This is a genomic window from Microbacterium sp. NPDC088619 (assembly GCF_044752825.1).
In the GTDB taxonomy this organism is placed as follows: Bacteria; Actinomycetota; Actinomycetes; order Actinomycetales; family Microbacteriaceae; genus Microbacterium.
Genome location: NZ_JBIVLZ010000002.1, coordinates 818502 through 835024, shown reverse-complemented (window position 1 = coordinate 835024; position 16523 = coordinate 818502). Strand labels below are relative to the sequence as shown.

General features: G+C 66.6%; 19 protein-coding genes and 1 pseudogene. 15 read left to right on the top strand and 5 right to left on the bottom strand.

The genetic code is table 11. The features are described from left to right. Positions 1 to 57 precede the first annotated feature (57 nt). Positions 58 to 306: a helix-turn-helix transcriptional regulator gene (locus tag ACIP5T_RS18630; RefSeq protein ID WP_400866886.1), complete on the top strand. Its 249-nt coding sequence runs from the start codon at positions 58 to 60 to the stop codon at positions 304 to 306. Continuing rightward, a complete protein-coding gene (locus tag ACIP5T_RS18625) occupies positions 306 to 1745 on the top strand; it encodes a type II toxin-antitoxin system HipA family toxin (protein ID WP_400866883.1) in 1440 nt (479 codons plus the stop codon). Before ACIP5T_RS18630 ends, ACIP5T_RS18625 begins: the two co-directional genes overlap by 1 nt. A gap of 85 nt (positions 1746 to 1830) precedes the next feature. On the opposite strand, the gene ACIP5T_RS18620 is transcribed toward ACIP5T_RS18625, so the two are convergent. From ACIP5T_RS18620 to ACIP5T_RS18610, 3 genes are all read right to left on the bottom strand, one after another. After that, entirely contained in the window at positions 1831 to 2271 is a 441-nt protein-coding gene (locus ACIP5T_RS18620) for a hypothetical protein (protein WP_400866881.1), read from the bottom strand. 74 nt (positions 2272 to 2345) lie between these two features. Further along, on the bottom strand, positions 2346 to 3689 hold the full coding sequence (locus ACIP5T_RS18615; RefSeq protein ID WP_400867021.1) for an MFS transporter: 1344 nt from the start codon (positions 3687 to 3689) through the stop codon (positions 2346 to 2348). Between the two features lie 5 nt (positions 3690 to 3694). After that, positions 3695 to 4135: a MarR family winged helix-turn-helix transcriptional regulator gene (locus ACIP5T_RS18610; RefSeq protein WP_400866878.1), complete on the bottom strand. Its 441-nt coding sequence runs from the start codon at positions 4133 to 4135 to the stop codon at positions 3695 to 3697. A gap of 81 nt (positions 4136 to 4216) precedes the next feature. Here ACIP5T_RS18610 and ACIP5T_RS18605 point away from each other — a divergent pair, with 81 nt between their 5' ends. From ACIP5T_RS18605 to ACIP5T_RS18555, 11 genes and pseudogenes are all read left to right on the top strand, one after another. Next, entirely contained in the window at positions 4217 to 4954 is a 738-nt protein-coding gene (locus tag ACIP5T_RS18605; RefSeq protein WP_400866875.1) for a copper homeostasis protein CutC, read from the top strand. Between the two features lie 55 nt (positions 4955 to 5009). Then, positions 5010 to 5864, top strand: coding sequence for an alpha/beta fold hydrolase (locus ACIP5T_RS18600; protein WP_400866872.1), 855 nt, complete (start codon positions 5010 to 5012; stop codon positions 5862 to 5864). 147 nt (positions 5865 to 6011) lie between these two features. Further along, a complete protein-coding gene (locus ACIP5T_RS18595; protein ID WP_400866869.1) occupies positions 6012 to 6749 on the top strand; it encodes a DUF1684 domain-containing protein in 738 nt (245 codons plus the stop codon). 49 nt (positions 6750 to 6798) lie between these two features. Then, positions 6799 to 7848 (top strand): biotin/lipoate A/B protein ligase family protein, encoded by a 1050-nt coding sequence (locus tag ACIP5T_RS18590; protein WP_400866867.1) that lies wholly within the window; start codon positions 6799 to 6801, stop codon positions 7846 to 7848. A 104-nt stretch (positions 7849 to 7952) separates the two neighbouring features. Continuing rightward, positions 7953 to 8882: a DNA-methyltransferase gene (locus tag ACIP5T_RS18585; RefSeq protein ID WP_400867018.1), complete on the top strand. Its 930-nt coding sequence runs from the start codon at positions 7953 to 7955 to the stop codon at positions 8880 to 8882. Between the two features lie 73 nt (positions 8883 to 8955). Beyond that, on the top strand, positions 8956 to 9201 hold the full coding sequence (locus ACIP5T_RS18580) for a CopG family transcriptional regulator (RefSeq protein ID WP_400866864.1): 246 nt from the start codon (positions 8956 to 8958) through the stop codon (positions 9199 to 9201). Next, positions 9198 to 9542 (top strand): type II toxin-antitoxin system PemK/MazF family toxin, encoded by a 345-nt coding sequence (locus tag ACIP5T_RS18575; protein WP_400866861.1) that lies wholly within the window; start codon positions 9198 to 9200, stop codon positions 9540 to 9542. Before ACIP5T_RS18580 ends, ACIP5T_RS18575 begins: the two co-directional genes overlap by 4 nt. 52 nt (positions 9543 to 9594) lie before the next feature. Continuing rightward, a pseudogene (locus ACIP5T_RS18570) lies at positions 9595 to 9748 on the top strand (site-specific DNA-methyltransferase); the annotation flags it as partial. Between the two features lie 128 nt (positions 9749 to 9876). Next, a complete protein-coding gene (locus tag ACIP5T_RS18565; RefSeq protein ID WP_400866858.1) occupies positions 9877 to 10419 on the top strand; it encodes an AAA family ATPase in 543 nt (180 codons plus the stop codon). A gap of 238 nt (positions 10420 to 10657) precedes the next feature. Next, positions 10658 to 11245 (top strand): RNA polymerase sigma factor, encoded by a 588-nt coding sequence (locus ACIP5T_RS18560; RefSeq protein WP_400866856.1) that lies wholly within the window; start codon positions 10658 to 10660, stop codon positions 11243 to 11245. Then, positions 11229 to 12254, top strand: coding sequence for a hypothetical protein (locus ACIP5T_RS18555; protein ID WP_400866853.1), 1026 nt, complete (start codon positions 11229 to 11231; stop codon positions 12252 to 12254). Before ACIP5T_RS18560 ends, ACIP5T_RS18555 begins: the two co-directional genes overlap by 17 nt. Before the next feature lie 89 nt (positions 12255 to 12343). Here ACIP5T_RS18555 and ACIP5T_RS18550 read toward each other — a convergent pair whose 3' ends face one another. Continuing rightward, the gene (locus ACIP5T_RS18550) at positions 12344 to 12889 is read right to left on the bottom strand and encodes a hypothetical protein (RefSeq protein ID WP_400866850.1); all 546 of its coding nucleotides are present in this window, start codon (positions 12887 to 12889) and stop codon (positions 12344 to 12346) included. 124 nt (positions 12890 to 13013) lie between these two features. Between ACIP5T_RS18550 and ACIP5T_RS18545 the strand changes: the two genes are divergently transcribed. Further along, a complete protein-coding gene (locus ACIP5T_RS18545; protein WP_400866847.1) occupies positions 13014 to 14480 on the top strand; it encodes a carboxylesterase/lipase family protein in 1467 nt (488 codons plus the stop codon). A 256-nt stretch (positions 14481 to 14736) separates the two neighbouring features. Further along, positions 14737 to 15378: an HAD family hydrolase gene (locus ACIP5T_RS18540; RefSeq protein ID WP_400866844.1), complete on the top strand. Its 642-nt coding sequence runs from the start codon at positions 14737 to 14739 to the stop codon at positions 15376 to 15378. 154 nt (positions 15379 to 15532) lie between these two features. On the opposite strand, the gene ACIP5T_RS18535 is transcribed toward ACIP5T_RS18540, so the two are convergent. After that, on the bottom strand, positions 15533 to 16465 hold the full coding sequence (locus ACIP5T_RS18535; RefSeq protein WP_400866841.1) for a hypothetical protein: 933 nt from the start codon (positions 16463 to 16465) through the stop codon (positions 15533 to 15535). Positions 16466 to 16523: the final 58 nt, after the last annotated feature.

The window sequence follows — 16523 nt, the reverse complement described above, 5'->3', positions numbered from 1 at the left end:
GAAGTATTCTTCTCATGTAGATGAATGTGAAGTATCCTGCACAAAGGAGGATTGGCAATGCAGATGCCATCGAGTACTGCCTTCGCAGCATTCGTGCGCAGCCAGCGCTTGCGGACGAACCTCACGCAGGACGAACTCGCGAGGGCTGTGCGCAAGAGCAGGCGCTGGGTGCACGACCTTGAGATGGGCAAGGTAGACCCCTCGCTCAGCGCGGCGGTCGATGTTGCTGCGGCGCTCGGCTTCACCGTGTCCCTGGAGCGCAGCGAACGTTCTGACATCCTTGACGGACTGTTTGAAGACCTGTGATGACCGACGTTCTCGATGTCTGGCTGGACGGCCGCTTCTCGGGACAGCTCCTGCGCGGCGAGCAGGATCAGGTGGAGTTTCTCTACGACGAGGAATACGTTTCTGAGCGGAACTCGACGCCCCTGTCGTTGAGCATGCCCATGTCTGCCCTCGCGCACGGCCCCGACGTCGTGATGCCGTGGCTATCGAACTTGCTTCCTGACGCCGATGAGGTGCGAAGCCGGTGGGCGGCGAAGTTCGGCGAGCGGCGTATCGATCCGTTCAGTCTGCTCGCCCACATGGGAGAAGACGCGCCCGGCTCCGTGCAGGTCGTCCCCGAGAGTGTGGTGCCTTCGGACCCCGGTGAGCTGTCCCCGCTCACGGACCGCGATATCGCGAGACGCGTGCGCGCCATCTTGGATGATCCGGATCACTGGGTCGACGACGGCGACGATGACGAGAGCCGATTCTCACTCGGCGGCAATCAAGGCAAATTCGCACTTGCCCGAATCGGCGGCGGATGGTTCGAACCGAACGGGCGCGCGGCCAGCACACACATCGTGAAGCCCGGCATGGTGCTCGCTTCGGGTCAGACGGACGCGCACGTCCAGGCCGTGGAGTTCGTGACGATGCGCGCCGCGCGCGCTCTCGGCATCCGTGCAGCGAAAGTCGAGATTCTCGACTTCGAGGGCCTCCCCGCATTCGTCACAACGAGGTTCGACCGCAGGCTCGCCTCAGACGGCACGGTGGTGCGCGTGCACCAAGAGGACTTCTGTCAGGCGTTGGGCGTCTATCCCTCCCGCAAGTACGAGGAGGACGGAGGTCCGACGATGGCCGACATGGTGGAGCTGGTGGAGAGCGCTTCGTCCCCGGCGTATCGCGTCGACGACAAGCTCGAGTTCGCCCAGCTGTTCGCGTACAACCTGCTCGTCGCGGGCGTTGACGCGCATGCGAAGAATCACAGCCTGCTGCATGCCGGCAACGCCACCAGACTCGCGCCCGCGTATGACCTCATCTCGGCGCACGGCATCTGGCCAGAAGATCGAGTCACGTACAAGTCCAGCGCTGCGGTGAAGTACGGCAAAGAGCGTCAGTATCGGAAGATCACAAGCCGCAATCTGATGCGAACCGCTGACGTTCTCGGAATCCCGCGAGGAGCCTTCGTGACCAACCTCAGCACGATGTCGCGGGCGCTCCCCGATGCGGTTCAGGGGGCCATCGACGAGGTGCCCGTCGGAATGGTGACGCCGCAGCTCCGCGCCATGCCGACCCGCATCGGCTCCTTCGCCGAGCGGTTCGTTCAGCAGATTCAGCGCGATGACCTGAGCTATAAGAATCTGCCACGCTTCGAAGGCTCCCACGCGATCGGCCGGCCGTTCACGAACCGCGTCTGGGAGCCGGGGGAGTGGCGCGCCGGCCGCTGGACCACGGGGCATTACAGGGGTCGATCCGGCGGATAGTCGAGAGCCGAGTGCAGCGCCTGGCATCACGGCAACGAAGGGGCGGATGCCGCGGCATCCGCCCCTTCGCTCACGCCGTCGGCGCTCAGGCGGGAGCGTCGTCCGGATCGAGTGTGCGAAGGGTGTCGCGCTCGACATCGTTGTCGGCGGTCAGCTGGTCCTCGGTGTTCTCGTCTCCGCCGAGCGCGGCGTCGCGGTCGGGGCTCGCATCGCCCTGGATCGCTCCGCGGGGCGATTCGCCGTGTGAGCTGTCGCCCTGGATCGCGCCACCCTGGGCTGCGCCCTGAGCGTTCTCTTCGTCGGCGTCGCCCTGAATGGCTCCGCGAGGTGACTCGCCGTGCGAGCTGTCGCCCTGGATGGCTCCGCCCTGGTTCGAGCCCTGGGCGTTGCCGTCGAGCCCGTCGGGGTGGCGTTCCGAACCAGTCGACGACTGGCCGTCAGGAGCGGTGTTGTGCTCGGGAATCGCCTCGGGGGATCCTTCGGCGGGCTGCTCGGCGTGCGGGGTGCGTCCTGTGTTCTGGTCCATGTCGTGACGGTACGTCTGCTCCGCGTGCGCGTGGAGGGCATTGACAAACAGCGACCACGCGTTCCGAACTCGGGTCAGTCCTTCTTCGACGTGCGGATCGGCGTCGTGACGGCCGCCTCGTCGCTGAACTCGACCGGGTCCGCCTTCTCGAGGATGTCGGCCTGGTCGACGACGTTCACGGGGCGCGTCTCGTCGAGCGTCATCAGGAACCGGCTGTCTTCCGAGCGGTGCAGTCGGCCCGAGGTGAAGACCCAGATCGCACCGATCGCGCAGGCCACGAAGCCTGCGGTGCCACCGAGCATGATCGCCATGCGCGGGCCGAATGTGTCGGCCACCCATCCGGCGATCGGGGCGCCGACCGGAGTCGAGCCCATGATCACCGCCATGTACAGCGCGAGCACGCGTCCACGCAGCGCCGGGGCCGTGGTCATCTGCACGTAGCCGTTGGCGGTCGTGAGCAGCGTCACGATCATGAAGCCGGTGAACGTCAGTGTGATCGCGTAGGTCAGATAGGTCGGCATGGATGCCGAGATGAAGGCCGCGATTCCGAACCCGCCCGCCGCGAAGATGACGACGCGCACGCGAGCGCGGTCGCGTCTGGCTGCCAGCAGCGCCCCGGCGAGCGAGCCGATCGCGAGCACCGAGCTCAGCACGCCGTAGCCGTCGGCTCCCGCCCCGAACTCGATCGCCATGGTCGAGGCGAAGATCGGGAAGTTCATGCCGAACGCGCCGATCAGGAACACCGTCACGAACACCACGCGCAGATCGCTGCGTCCCCACACGTAGCGGAATCCTTCGGCGAGCCCGCCGGGACGGCGGTTCTTCAGCCGGGGTGCGAGTTGGCCGGTGCGCAGCAGCATCAGCGCGACGAGCATCGCCAGGAAGGTCACCGCGTTCGCGATGAAGACCCACCCCGAGCCGATCGCGACGATCAGCAGTCCGCCGACGGCCGGCCCGATCATGCGGGCCAGGTTGAAGGATGCCGAGTTGAGGGCGACCGCGTTCGACGTGTCGCCGGCCGAGACCATGTCCGAGACGAACGCCTGCCGCGCGGGTGCGTCGAAGGCGTTGACGACACCGAATACCGCGGCGAAGCAGAACATCATCGGCAGGGTCATCACGCCGTTCAGCAGCAGCACGCCGACCGCTATCGCGAGAAGCAGCAGGGCGGATTGGGTGGCGAGCAGGATCCGGCGCCGTTCGAAGCGGTCGGCGACCCATCCGGTGAGGCTGACGAGCACCAGGGGCGGACCGAACTGCAGCGCCATCGTGAATCCCATGGCGGCGGCGTCGTTGTCGGTGAGCTCGGTGAGCACGACCCAGTCCTGGGCGGTCGCCTGCATCCACCCGCCGATGTTCGAGACCAGGGCCCCGGCGAACCAGATGCGGTAGTTGATGTTCGAGAACGAACGGAACATCGCGCTCATCGGTCGACCACCTTCCGCATCAGGGCGCTCGCCTCTCGCAGCGTCGTCAGCTCCTCCTCGGTGAAGTCGAGTTCGCCGAGCATCTCGGCCAGCAGCTCGTCTCGCCGACGGATGGTCTGCGCGACGATCTCGGTGCCCGCCTCGGTGATGTCGACCTGCACGCGACGGCGATCTTCGGCATCCGGAGTGCGGAGCACGAACCCCTGCTCTTCGAGCCCGTTGATCATGTTCGTCATCGAGGGTGCGGTGACCCGCTCGCGATCGGCGAGGGCCGTGATCGTGCGGCGGCCGTGCATGCGCAGCGTCGCCAGCACCGCGAGCTGCGCGTCGCTCATCGCGTCGACGGCGCGGGCCGAGCGGAGGCGCCGTGCGAGTCGGAACGTCGCCATGCGCAGGTCTGTCGCGGTGAGGTGGAGGGAATCATCGGTCGCAGACATTACTTAGACAGTCTAAGTAATTGTGGGCGCGATGGGAAGCGCGCGTCCGGCGGGCCACCGCCGACAGGCCAGAATGGACGCATGACCCGACCCGTTGCCTTCGAGCTCGCCGTGCAGGACCCCACCGGAGTGCGCATCGCCGGGACCATCGGCGCAGCGCGCGTCGAATTGGCTCAGGCGCTCGCTCTCGGCGGCCTCACCCCGTCGCCGGCGACCCTCGACCTGTCGATCGATGCAGCGCGAGCCGTGGGCGTCGAGGTGCACGTGCTCGTCCGCCCCAGGGCCGGCGGCTTCCGCTACACCGCCGACGAGATCATGATCGCCGAGAGCGACGTCCGCCGTGCGATCGAGGCGGGCGCCGACGGTGTCGTGATCGGTGCCCTGGATGACGACGGACTGCTCGACATCCCCGCCATGCGGCGACTGCGCGACGCCGCAGACGGCGCATCCGTCACCCTGCACCGAGCGATCGACGTGACCCCCGACCCCGTCGCGACGCTCGTTGCCGCCCGCGATCTCGGCCTGCGCCGGGTGCTCACCTCGGGCGGCGCCTCGGTCGCGATCGACGGCATCGACACACTGCGCGCGCTCGTCGCCGAGGCAGCCGGAGAGATCGAGATCATGGCGGGCAGCGGAGTGGACGCCGCCAGTGCGGCCGACCTGATCGCCGCCGGCGTCGACGCCCTGCACTTCTCCGCGAAGCGCATGGTGCACGAAGACGGCGGCGTGCGCATGGGATCGGCCTCCGACGGCGTCGGCGGATACGAGGTCACCGACCTCGAGATCGCCCAGGGCGTCATCGCCGCAGTCTCGGGCTGAGGCGCGTCGGGCGTTCGGCCTGACGCATGTCATGCACTCTCAGTAGGGTGGGGGCGTGACCGATACGCGTGAATTCACGGATGCCGACGGCATCGCCATCGTCTACGACGTGCACCCGGCGGTGGGCGATGCGCGGGGTGTGGTGCAGCTGCTGCACGGAGTGGGCGAGCATGCCGGTCGCTACGGCGCACTGATCGCCGCGCTCACCGAGGCCGGATTCATCGTCTACGCCGACGATCACCGTGGGCACGGCCGCACCGGCATCCGTCAGCACGGGGGCCCTGCCAAGCTCGGCCGCCTCGGGAAGGGCGGCCTGCGCGCGGCTCAGGCGGCGGTCTGGCAGCTCACCGGCATCATCAAGGACGAGAACCCCGACCTGCCGCTCGTGCTCCTCGGCCACTCGTGGGGCTCGTTCCTCGCGCAGATGCTCGTGAACGACCACCCCGAAGCCTGGGATGCGGTGATCCTCTCGGGGTCGGCGCTGCGCACGCCCGGGTCGCTCAACGCCGCTCCGCTCAACGCCCGCTGGGCGGCCGACGATGCCACCGGTCTCGAATGGCTGAGTCGAGACCCTGCGGTGTGGACCTCGTTCGACGAGGATCCGCTCACCACCGACGTCCCGCTGCTGAAGCTGTTCGGACCCGTCGAGGCGGCGAAGCTCTACGGACGACCGCGCAAGGACCTCGGCCGCGACATCCCGCTGCTGCTGCTCGTCGGCCGCGACGACCCGGTCGGCGGCCCGCGCAGCGTGCACAAGCTCGCCGACGAGTACCGCACGCGATCAGGGCTCACCGACATCACGACGCTGGTCTACCCCGATGCGCGTCACGAGATCTTCAACGAGCGGCAGCAGGACGAGGTCAGGGCCGACATCCTGTCGTGGCTCGACACCCGCATACCTCCGCGCTGAGCGCGGGCATTCCTCGGCGTCGCCGTGTTACGCGCGTCGGCGTGTTACGCCCCGTGAACCCGTGTTACAGCGGGTGAATGCGAATGACGCACCACCGGCATACCGGCCACTCTTCCGCATAGATTCGCGGCGAGAGGCAGGTGCGGGGTGGGTTTCGAAGACGAGTGGCGTGCATGGCATGACTCGCGAGAGCGCTATGCCGGCGCCGACTACGGCCCGGCCGCGCTCGAGTCGACGAACTGGCTCATCACCGAACCCGCTGCGGTCGAGGGGGTCCCCGGACTCTGGGCGCTCACGGGAGACGGGGGCATCCGCGGCAGCGATCTCGGCACAGCCGGTTCTGTCGTCACGCTGAGGGGCCGCGAGACTCTGCGGCTCGGGCACCGCGAGCTGCGCGTGTTCGACAGGCGAGGCGAAGTGGCTCTGCGGGTGTTCAACCCGAGACGGCCGGAGCGGGAACGGTTCAGCGCGATCGACGCGTACCCGCCGCGGAAGGGGTGGCAGATCGCCGCGGTGTTCGAGCCGACGCCGGGAGAGACGATCACCGTGACCTCGATCGACGGTCGCTCGCACGAGTCCGACCTGGCCGGCCGGCTGCGATTCACGCTCGACGGGGTCGCGGTGACGCTCGCCGTCACCCGCAGCCCGCAAGGTGGGCTCAGCGCGGTCTTCGCCGACGGAACCAACGGCACCGAGACCTACCGGTTCCGCTTCCTGCCGATCGAGGAGCCTGCATCCGACGGGTCGGCGATCATCGACTTCAACCGGGCATACCTGCCTCCGTGCGCCTTCTCCGACCAGTTCGTCTGTCCTCTGCCGCCGGCGGGCAACCGCTTCTCGGCGCCGATCCGCGCCGGCGAGAGGGCGGTCGTGCTGGGGCGCTGAATCCGCGGCGCACTGCGCCTGAGCGACGGGCTCGCCTTAAGCTGTAACCGTGCACGGTGAATTCAAGGTTCCAGGAGGAAAGCTCGTCGTCGTCGACCTCGAGGTCGAAGACGGCAGGATCGCCCGCTTCCGGCTCGCCGGCGACTTCTTCCTCGAACCCGACACCGCACTCGATGACATCGACCGGGCGGTCACCGGTCTGCCGGTCGAGACGGATGCCACGGCCATCGCCGCTGCAGTGCGCGGCGCTCTGCCCGACGGCGCACAGCTGCTCGGGTTCACTCCCGAAGCGGTCGGCACGGCCGTGCGTCGAGCACTCGTCACGGCACCGGGATGGAACGACTTCGACTGGGAGATCGTGCACGAGAAGGCGGTCTCGCCGCGCATGAACCTCGCGCTCGATGAGGTGCTCACCTCTCGGGTCGGTGAGGGTCGCCGTCGTCCGACGCTGCGCATCTGGGAGTGGGACCAGTCGGCCGTCGTCATCGGCTCATTCCAGTCGTACCGCAACGAGGTCGACCCCGAAGGTGCTGCCCGCCACGGCTTCGACGTCGTGCGCCGCATCTCGGGCGGTGGCGCGATGCTCATGGCGGCGGGGCAGATCATCACCTACTCGCTCTACGTGCCGGCGTCGCTCGTGCAGGGCATGACCTTCGCCGACTCCTATGCCTTCCTCGACGACTGGGTGCTGCAGGCCCTGCGCTCGCTCGGCATCGACGCGATCTATCAGCCCCTCAACGACATCGCCAGCTCGTCGGGCAAGATCGGCGGAGCCGCGCAGAAGCGCCTCGCCAACGGGGGAGTGCTGCACCACGCGACCCTGTCGTACGACATCGACGGTCAGATGATGACCGAGGTGCTGCGCATCGGTCGCGAGAAGCTCAGCGACAAGGGAACCACCTCGGCTGCGAAGCGGGTCGATCCGCTGCGCAGCCAGACCGGACTCTCGCGGGCCGAGATCATCGAGCGGTTCAAGGACACGTTTCGCTCGCTCACCTCGGCGGAAGACGGCGCGATCAGCGCCGACGAGTACGCGGATGCCGAGGCGCTGGTCGAGTCGAAGTTCGCCACGGACACGTGGCTGCATCGGGTTCCGTGACCGACCCCTCGCCTGCGCCTCCGCGGGAGCCTGCTCCGGCGGATCCCGCCCCCGTCGATCCCGGTCCCGTCGATGCCGCTCCCGTCGTCCGCGGCGACGTCTCGATCATCCAGGGTGACAATCTCGCGGTCGCCGCGACGCTGCCCTCTGCATCCTTCACGCTCGTCTACCTCGATCCGCCGTTCAACACCGGTCGCACGCAGGAGCGGCAGGTGGTCACGGCCCGGCGCACGTTCACGACTCAGGATGAATCGGATGCCGACGTCGTCGCCGCCCCGGAGTCCCGCGGGTCGGAGGCCGGGATCGATCCGGCCGTGCTGACTGCCGAACCGGTGGCGGCGCACTCCGAGGTTCGGCACGGGTTCCACGGCCACGCCTATGAGCGGGTGCGCGGGATGCTGCGTACTTACGACGATCGCTTCGACGACTACGGTGCCTTCCTGATGCCGCGGCTCGAGGAGGCGTGGCGACTGCTCGCCGACGACGGCACTCTGTATCTGCACCTCGACTACCGCGAGGCGCACTACGCCAAGGTCATGCTCGACGCGGTGTTCGGCCGCGACTGCTTCCTCAACGAGCTCATCTGGGCGTACGACTACGGTGCGAAGTCGCGCAGCCGCTGGCCCACCAAGCACGACACGATCCTCGTGTACGTCAAGAACCCGCGCGAGTACGTGTTCAACTCCGATGACATCGACCGCGAGCCCTACATGGCGCCCGGCCTCGTCACGCCTGAGAAAGCTGCGCGCGGCAAGCTGCCCACCGACGTCTGGTGGCACACGATCGTGCCGACGACCGGGCGAGAGAAGACCGGATACCCGACGCAGAAACCCGAGGGGATCCTGCGGCGCATCGTGCGCGCGTCCAGCCGCCCGGGTGACCGCGTGCTCGACCTCTTCGCCGGCAGCGGCACGACCGGCGCCGTCGCCTCGGCACTCGGCCGTGACGCGGTGCTCGTCGATGACAACCCCGAGGCGGTGCGCGTGATGACCGAGCGGATGCCGCACGCCGTGGCGACCCGCGTCGGGGAGTAGGGCCTCCTTCGACGCACCCGCGAACGTCGGATGCCCTGACTACTCTCGCAGTATGACCAGTTATACTCTTCCCATGAAGACGGCGATCTCAGTACCCGACGGCGACTTCGCTCGTTTCGAACGCGTGGCTGCGCGACACGGCATGAACCGGTCGGAGTTCTTCCAGCTTGCCGGGCGACGACTCGCGGATGAGTTGGAAGGCTCTTCGGACCTGACCCGTATCGCGAACCAGATCTTGGCTCAGACCGAGACCGATGCAGACGATGAGTTGTTCGTGCGTGGCAATGAGCAGCGGCTGCGCGAGAGCACCGACTGGTGATCCGCAGAGGCGACATCGTCTGGGTCGACTTCGGGATTCCGCGAGGCTCGGAACCGGCGAAAGTGCGTCCGTCCGTCGTGGTGCAAGAGGACTGGCTGCTCGATACGAACATCAACACCGTCCTCGTCGTGCCGCTGACCTCGAACACCGCTCTTGAGGGGTTTCCCGGCAACGTGCTGGTGCCGGCCGCAGCGTCTGGGCTCGATCGCGACTCGGTGGCGAACGTCAGCCAGATCGGTCCGGTCACACGCGAGTTCGTCGACACCTACCCGGCCGGCCACCTCGCGCCATATCTGATGGCGCAGATCGGGACCGGCATCCGTCTCGCCCTGGGGGTCTGAGGCGCCCGTCGTCACGGTCACGCTCGCCGAGCTGGCTGCAGGTGCGCGTCGTCACCTGATGCCGGGTCTCGTCACGCCCGAGCAAGCTGCCCACGGACGTCTGGTGGCACGCGATCGTGCCGACGACAGGTCGCGAGAAGACCCGATACCCGACGCAGAAGCCGCGCGCAGTGGTGTGGCGCGGTGGGGAGAGTAGCTTTCGGCCCCCTTGCCGTTCGGATTGCGTGGGCTGATAGCGGCAGCGTCAGGGATGCAACCCGATCATGCGGAGACGTCGCTTCGGCGTGAACATCTGCGACGTAACGCGATCCGTGCAGGGTGTGAGACTGGGGGTGTGGCAGCCATCGGATCAGCGAGCACTCGCCTCATCGTGCTGCGCGGTGACTCGGGGTCAGGCAAAACGACAACCGCCGCTGCGCTGCGACCCTTTCTCGGTCTCAAGACTGCAGTGATCCATCAGGATTACTTTCGGCGTGAACTGCTGGCTGGTGGTGAGAAAGAGTCCCGCTCCGCCGACGCAGCAGTACTCATCGACGCTGCCGCTCGGCAATCGCTCGATCTCGGGTACGACGTCATCCTTGATGGAATCTTCAATCTCCGCGACTATGCCGGTCGATTGGAACAGTTCTGGAGAGACCGCCGAGGCGTCACGCGCATCTACCAGTTCGACGTCGGCTTCGATGAGACAGTCAGGCGTCACGAAACACGGGAGCTGCGCCATGCTTTCACCGCCGACAAGATGCGGGAGTGGTATGACGGCTGGCAGCCACTCGAGTTCGTCGAGGAGGGCCGAATCGGCCCCGACGAACCTCTCGCGCAGATCACCGAACGCATCATCACTGACATCCGCGCGGCCAGCTCGCGAGTTGATCGATGACCTCGAGTTGAACCGACCGACCAGCATCCGCGTGCCTGAATGGCCTGCCGTCGGGGGCGATGATCGCATCTGAGAGCCCGTGTCTGCCCGCACCTGAACCACGCCGCACGCGACCGTCCTCGGAGGGCCGCTTCTTCGTCCTGCCCATGCGCGACCGAAACTGACGGGTCGAAACGTCGTCTCCGAAGGATTTTCGTGCAATGTGGAACCGAGATGCTCCCACGGAGGAATACATAGTGTGAACAACGACCGCGACATCATCACTCGCTCGATCGCCGAGCCTGCACTGTTTGCGCAGATCTTCGAGCGTCACGCAGCGGCAATCGGCGGCTATACGCGCCGTCGGATCGGACTCGATGCCGTCGATGACGTTCTGAGCGAGACGTTCCTCGTGGCGTTCCGCAAGCGTGCGTCCTTCGATTCGGAAGCAGAATCGGCACGGCCTTGGTTGCTAGGCATCGCCACGCGTGTGATGCACCGGCATCGACGTGCCGAGGAACGCGAGTGGCGCGCGAGCGCATCCGAGCCGACGCGGTCCATGGCTTCGCATGAAGATCGGTCGGACGCGCGCCTGGATGCGTCATCCGCGGTGCGCGATCTTGGGCCCAGGATTGCGGCGCTCTCGCAGAGGGAACGCGATGTGCTGCTGCTCTACGCCTGGGGCGACCTCAGCTATGAACAGATCGCGGACGCGCTGCAGATCCCTATCGGAACCGTCCGGTCGAGGCTGAGCAGAGTTCGACGAAAGCTCGCACCTCCGGGCTCAAAAGGTGCGGCACGAGTGACGTGGATGGCGAAGGAGGAGACCGATGCGGTTGTTGGATGATGTTCGAGAGATCCGCTCAGACGAGGCAAGCGTGGAAGCCGAGCATCTGACCGTGGCGCGCAGGGCTTTGGAGATGGAAATCGAACTGGCGCAGCCACGTCCGGTGCGAGTTAGGCGCCGTCTGGGTCTCCGCCTCGGGCTCGGGCTTGGCGGCCTCGGTGCTGCCGCGCTGGGGACCTTCGCAGTTCTCTCCATCGTCGCAGGCAGCGTCGTGGCTCCCTCGGGGGTCACAAGTGCCTCCGCTGCCGAGGCTTTGGAGAAAGCATCCGAGGCTGCGCTGGCGCAGGTGAACGCCGTCGACGCACAACTGGCGCCGGGACAGTACCTGCGGGTGGAGACGACCATGGATCAGATCACCACCGATGGAACCTCCACGGGCGAACCAGCCGAAACAGGAGCCTTCCGGCGGCATACGGTCGAAGTCGTGTATGTGCCGGCTGACCGGACTCAGGATTGGATCGTGGAAACCCGGGCCGACGAAGTCACCGGTGTGTACGGCCCGGAAGGCGAGGACTTCTTGGAGCGAGTCCTTGCTGAGCCAAGTACGAACGAGGATTCAGTTCAGGCTTACCCGGCGGGTGTCCGAACATACGGCGATGTGTCCCAACCGATCGATATGTACCGCGATCAGTACGACGAGATGCCCCGAGATCCAGACGCGTTGCTGACATGGTTTGAAGCGCAGACGCCCGACGGATACGCGGGTCTGGCGATTCTGAATGCGCTGTACCAGAACCTGCCCCCGGCAGATCTGCGAGCTGCACTACTGGGCGCCCTTTCGCGGCTACCGGAATTCACTCTCGTCGCGGAGGACGGCGAGCTCGCAACGATCCAACGCTCCAACGCTGAAGCGACGCAGCAGTTCGTCGTCAATACGCACACGGGCATGCTCGTCTCCGTCATCGACCCGGCGCGTCATCCAAATGAGATCGTGCCCGACGGCTTACCCGACAGCATCCAAACGTTCCAGATGTCGATCGTGGATTCGGCTCCGAGGCCCACGTCGTGACCTCGACTTGTTCCGGCGACTCGAGGATCCGCCGGAACAAGTGTCCTTCGCATTTCTTGCGAGAGTGTCACTGCCGGCGCGCACAGGCGTCAGCGCGATCCGTGCTCGTTCGTGTGCGCGTGGCAACGCGCGAGCAGGTCGGCGCGGCGTCTGATGGCGGCTTGGGCGCTCTCGGTGACGCTGCGTCCCACGCTGCTCGGGGTGGTCACATCGAGTTCGGGACGGGCGAACAGGACGTCGTAGAACGGAGCGAGAGTCTCGTCGGAGAACTTGAGCGTGCGGCAGAGTGTCTGCAGCGGCGTGCCCCACCGACTGCCGCTGTCGGCATTGATGTCCGCGCCTTCATCGAGCAGGCGGGCGAGCAGAGCTGCTTCAGCGATGAAGTCGTGGGTCGTCGCGCTCAGCAACACGTGCAACGCGTTCACATGGCTCTCGGTCGCCGCGCCGGCATCAGCACCGTCGTCGAGCAGTCGCGTGGCGATCGCGACTCGGCTGGCGGGATCGGCGTTGCGCACAGCCCGCATCAGCAGGGTCGATCCATCCTCGTCCGCCCATGTCGCGAGCGATGGTTCGTAGTCGGCAAGGAACTCGGCCTCGTTCTGGATCGCGGAGAAGTAGACGCGGGGGTGGACCATGACGTCGACACTAGGCGACTGGCGGGATCCGTGACGGGAAGATGCGGGACGAGGATCGGCCGACGGGACGCATCCCGGGCTGCCGTTCGGCGGGAGAGAGTCTCGGCGTGAGAGTGTGAGAGTCATGACCGAGTACGTCGAGGCGCAGACCGCCGCAGGGCGGGTCCGAGGGCGCTGGCGCCCGACCACGGGAGGGCGAGGGGCCCCGCGGTCGGCGGCCTTTCTCGGCATCCCGTTCGCAGAGGCGCCGATCGGTGACCTGCGGTTCCAGGCGCCGGTGCCGAAGGCGCCGTGGGAGGGCGTGCGCGATGCGCTCGAGTTCGCCGCCACCGCGCAGCGGGGCGATCCCGGTGTGACGCTGATTCCCGAGCCGAGCGTCGAGGGCGAGTCGACGCTGAACGTCAACGTCTTCACGCCCGACCCCACGGCATCCGGCATGCCTGTGCTGGTGTGGATCCACGGCGGCGGGTACTTCGCAGGCTCCCCGGCGAGCCCCTGGTACGACGGTCGCAACTTCAACCGCGACGGCGTCGTCACCGTGTCGATCTCCTATCGCCTCGGGTTCGACGGCTTCGGCTGGATAGCGGATGCCCCGTCGAACCGTGGTGTGCGCGACTGGCTGCTCGCACTCGAATGGGTGCAGCAGAACATCGCCGCCTTCGGAGGAGACCCCGGGCACGTGACGATCGCCGGACAGTCCGCCGGCGGAGGAGCCGTGCTCACTCTGCTCGGCATGGAGGCGGCCCAGCATCTGTTCCACGGGGTCTATGCGATCTCGGGAGCTCTCGGCGATGTATCGACGTCGCGGGCCGAGGCGTTCGGGCGAGCGCTCGCCGCGACGGCGGGCGTCGAGCCCACCGTGGCCGGTCTGTCGACCGTGAGCGAGGACCGTCTGCTCGCGCTGCAGAAGAAGGCGACCCAGCTCGGGCCGTCGTCGATGACCGCCATGATCGACGAGGGCCTGCCGCTCGGCCCCGCGATCGACGGCGACCTTCTCACTCGTCCGACCCCTGAATCGCTGCGAGCCGGAGTCGGTGCCGACAAGCCTCTCGTGATCGGTGCCGCAGACGACGAATTCACGATGGCGTTCACCGGCAGTGCGGCGAAGGCGCTGCGATGGGTGCCGCAGGGAGTGCTGCTGACCCGGCTCGGGTTGCCCAAGAGCATCCGGGCCGAATACCTTGCAGCGAATGCCGACGTCGCTCGCCTCGGCAAGGCGCGCCTCGCGGGACGGGTGCTCACCGACCGCATGTTCCGCAGTGCCGTTCCCCGCATCGCCGCCGTCCGTGGCGACGCGCCCACCTGGCTCTACCGCTTCTCGTGGCCGTCAGGGCACTTCGGCTTCGCCGAGCACTGCCTCGACGTGCCCTTCTTCTTCGACTGCCTCGACGGGCCGTCCATGGAGGCGCTGGCCGGGCCGAATCCGCCGCAGGAACTCGCCGACGAACTGCACGGCGCTGCGGTCGCGTTCATCAGCACGGGCGATCCGGGATGGACGAGGCACGAGGGGGATGCCGGGATCGTGCGAGTCTACGACCGGCCGACACGTGACGTCGCCGATGCGTACGGCTCGGTGCGGGCGCTCCGGTGAGGGATGCCGTGTTGGCGACGCTCTGGCGTCGGGCGTCACAAGACGGAAGCAGTTGTTGGCTCAGCCGCCGTGCCCTGCCGAAAACGCTCATGCCGAAGTTTCGGTGGATCAGGTTTCGGCAGGGGGTTCCGGCGGACCGCTGGGCGGCGTGTTGCCCATGGAGTTCTTCGCGCCGCAGCGTTCGCCAAAAACGATCGTTATCGGCAGGCCGACATGACGGAATCCGCGGAGATGACTCATTAGCTAAGCTCGCGGCGTGCCCCTTGCTGCGTTCGACCTAGACGGAACACTCGTCGACCAGTCGAGCGCTGCACGTTTGTGGACCGAAGAGTTTGTCGAACAGCGGGACCTACCGACCGAAGCTACCGATCTCATCGCTGCAGCCCTGAGCGAGCGGGGATCCAAGGGCGTGGTCTTCGACCGCATTGTCAATGAATGGGCCGTAGCGTCATCCGGAGCCGAGATCTGGGCGGTCTATAGGGCGAGGATGCCGCAGCTCGTGCGCTGCTCGCCCGAAGATAAAGAAGCGCTCGCCGAACTTCGGGCTGCTGGTTGGCGCATCGGCATCGCGAGCAATGGGATGGCGGATAACCAAGAAGGCAAGATCCGGTCGACCGGCCTCGCAGAACTGGTCGACGGATGGGTCGTTTCCGGAGAAGCAGGAATCCGCAAACCGGACCCCCAGATATTCGAGGTCTTGGCACAGCGCCTCGGTTGTGCGCTCGAAGGTTGGATGGTCGGCGACAGCCTTGAGCACGACGTTATGGGCGGACTGGCGGCCGGCCTGCAAACAGCCTGGATTGCTCCGCCGGACGCGTCCGTCCCTGTCGGGAGCGCACGGTTCGACATTCATCGATCGACTGTCGCTGAGGCAGTAGCGACAATCCTCGCCGTCTAGGTATGAGGCCCCAAGCCCCAGCCGGAAACCCTTGCCGTTTGGCGGTTATGGCGAGCGTTTGCGGCAGTCGGTTCGGGCCCCACGTCAGGACCGCGCCGAAAACGATCGTTTTCGGCAGCTCCCACGGTGTGCGGTTGGCCGCCCGCTTCCGCCCTTAGGACCAGCGTTCTCTGAGCCAATCCATTCCGGCGAGAGCTTCGCGGCGTTGGAACTCTCGCAACGTCGGCATGCTTGGCGGGGAGGGTAACCGTGCTTTGTCGAAGTACCGGCCTGTGACCGCGGCAAGCACGCTATCGATGTCTCCGGTGCTGACGCCCTCGAACAGCGGGTGGGTGAGTAGCACCAGCTCTGAATCTAGGCGTTCGGCACGGAAACGGGCGTCCAATAGGTAGAGCAGGCCGTCGATCCAACGCGCCCCGACTCCTGCCCAGGGCCAGTCGATCACCCATGCGAGACCGGTTTCACCGATCAGGACGTTGTCTGCTCGGCCATCCAGGTGAAGCAGGTAGTCGCCTTGCACGACGTCGCACACGCGTTCTCCTTCGGTGCGAAGGCGAGAGCCGAAGTCCTGAGCCCAAGACGGCAGCGGCACTCTGTCTCTATCGAGGACGCTCCAACTGTCACGCTCAGCGACAAACTCCTCAGCAGCCGCGGGTAAGGTCGCTACCGCCTTCCCGGTGAGACGGGGAAATGTTGAGAAAGCATCCAAGACGGCCTGAACGTCGGTGCCATCCAGAGCGCCTCCTGGATGACGACCCTCCACATCCTCGAGGATGAGAGCCGCCCAGTCCCGGGTGACGAACGACCCAAGAAGCGCAGGAGCTCGTACCTGCGGAGGAATCACCCGCATGACTCCGATCTCGCGGCGGTGCAGGTCGTATGCATCAGCGTTTCGGCTCCGGTGCACAGCCTTGACGAACGCTCGGCGTCCATTCGCCGCTACGACCCGATCGGCGCTACCCGGCGAGAATCCCGCCGTCTGACTCATCGCTGCGACGACCGGTCCGCCGAGGATGTCCGACACCTTGGCCACCAGATCAGCCGGGAGATCAGTCCACAGCGTGCGAGCTTTCGCATCGTTCGACATCATCCCAACCTAGCCACCGTCGACGTGACCTGCCGGTGGGCCGCTGACCACCGTTTTC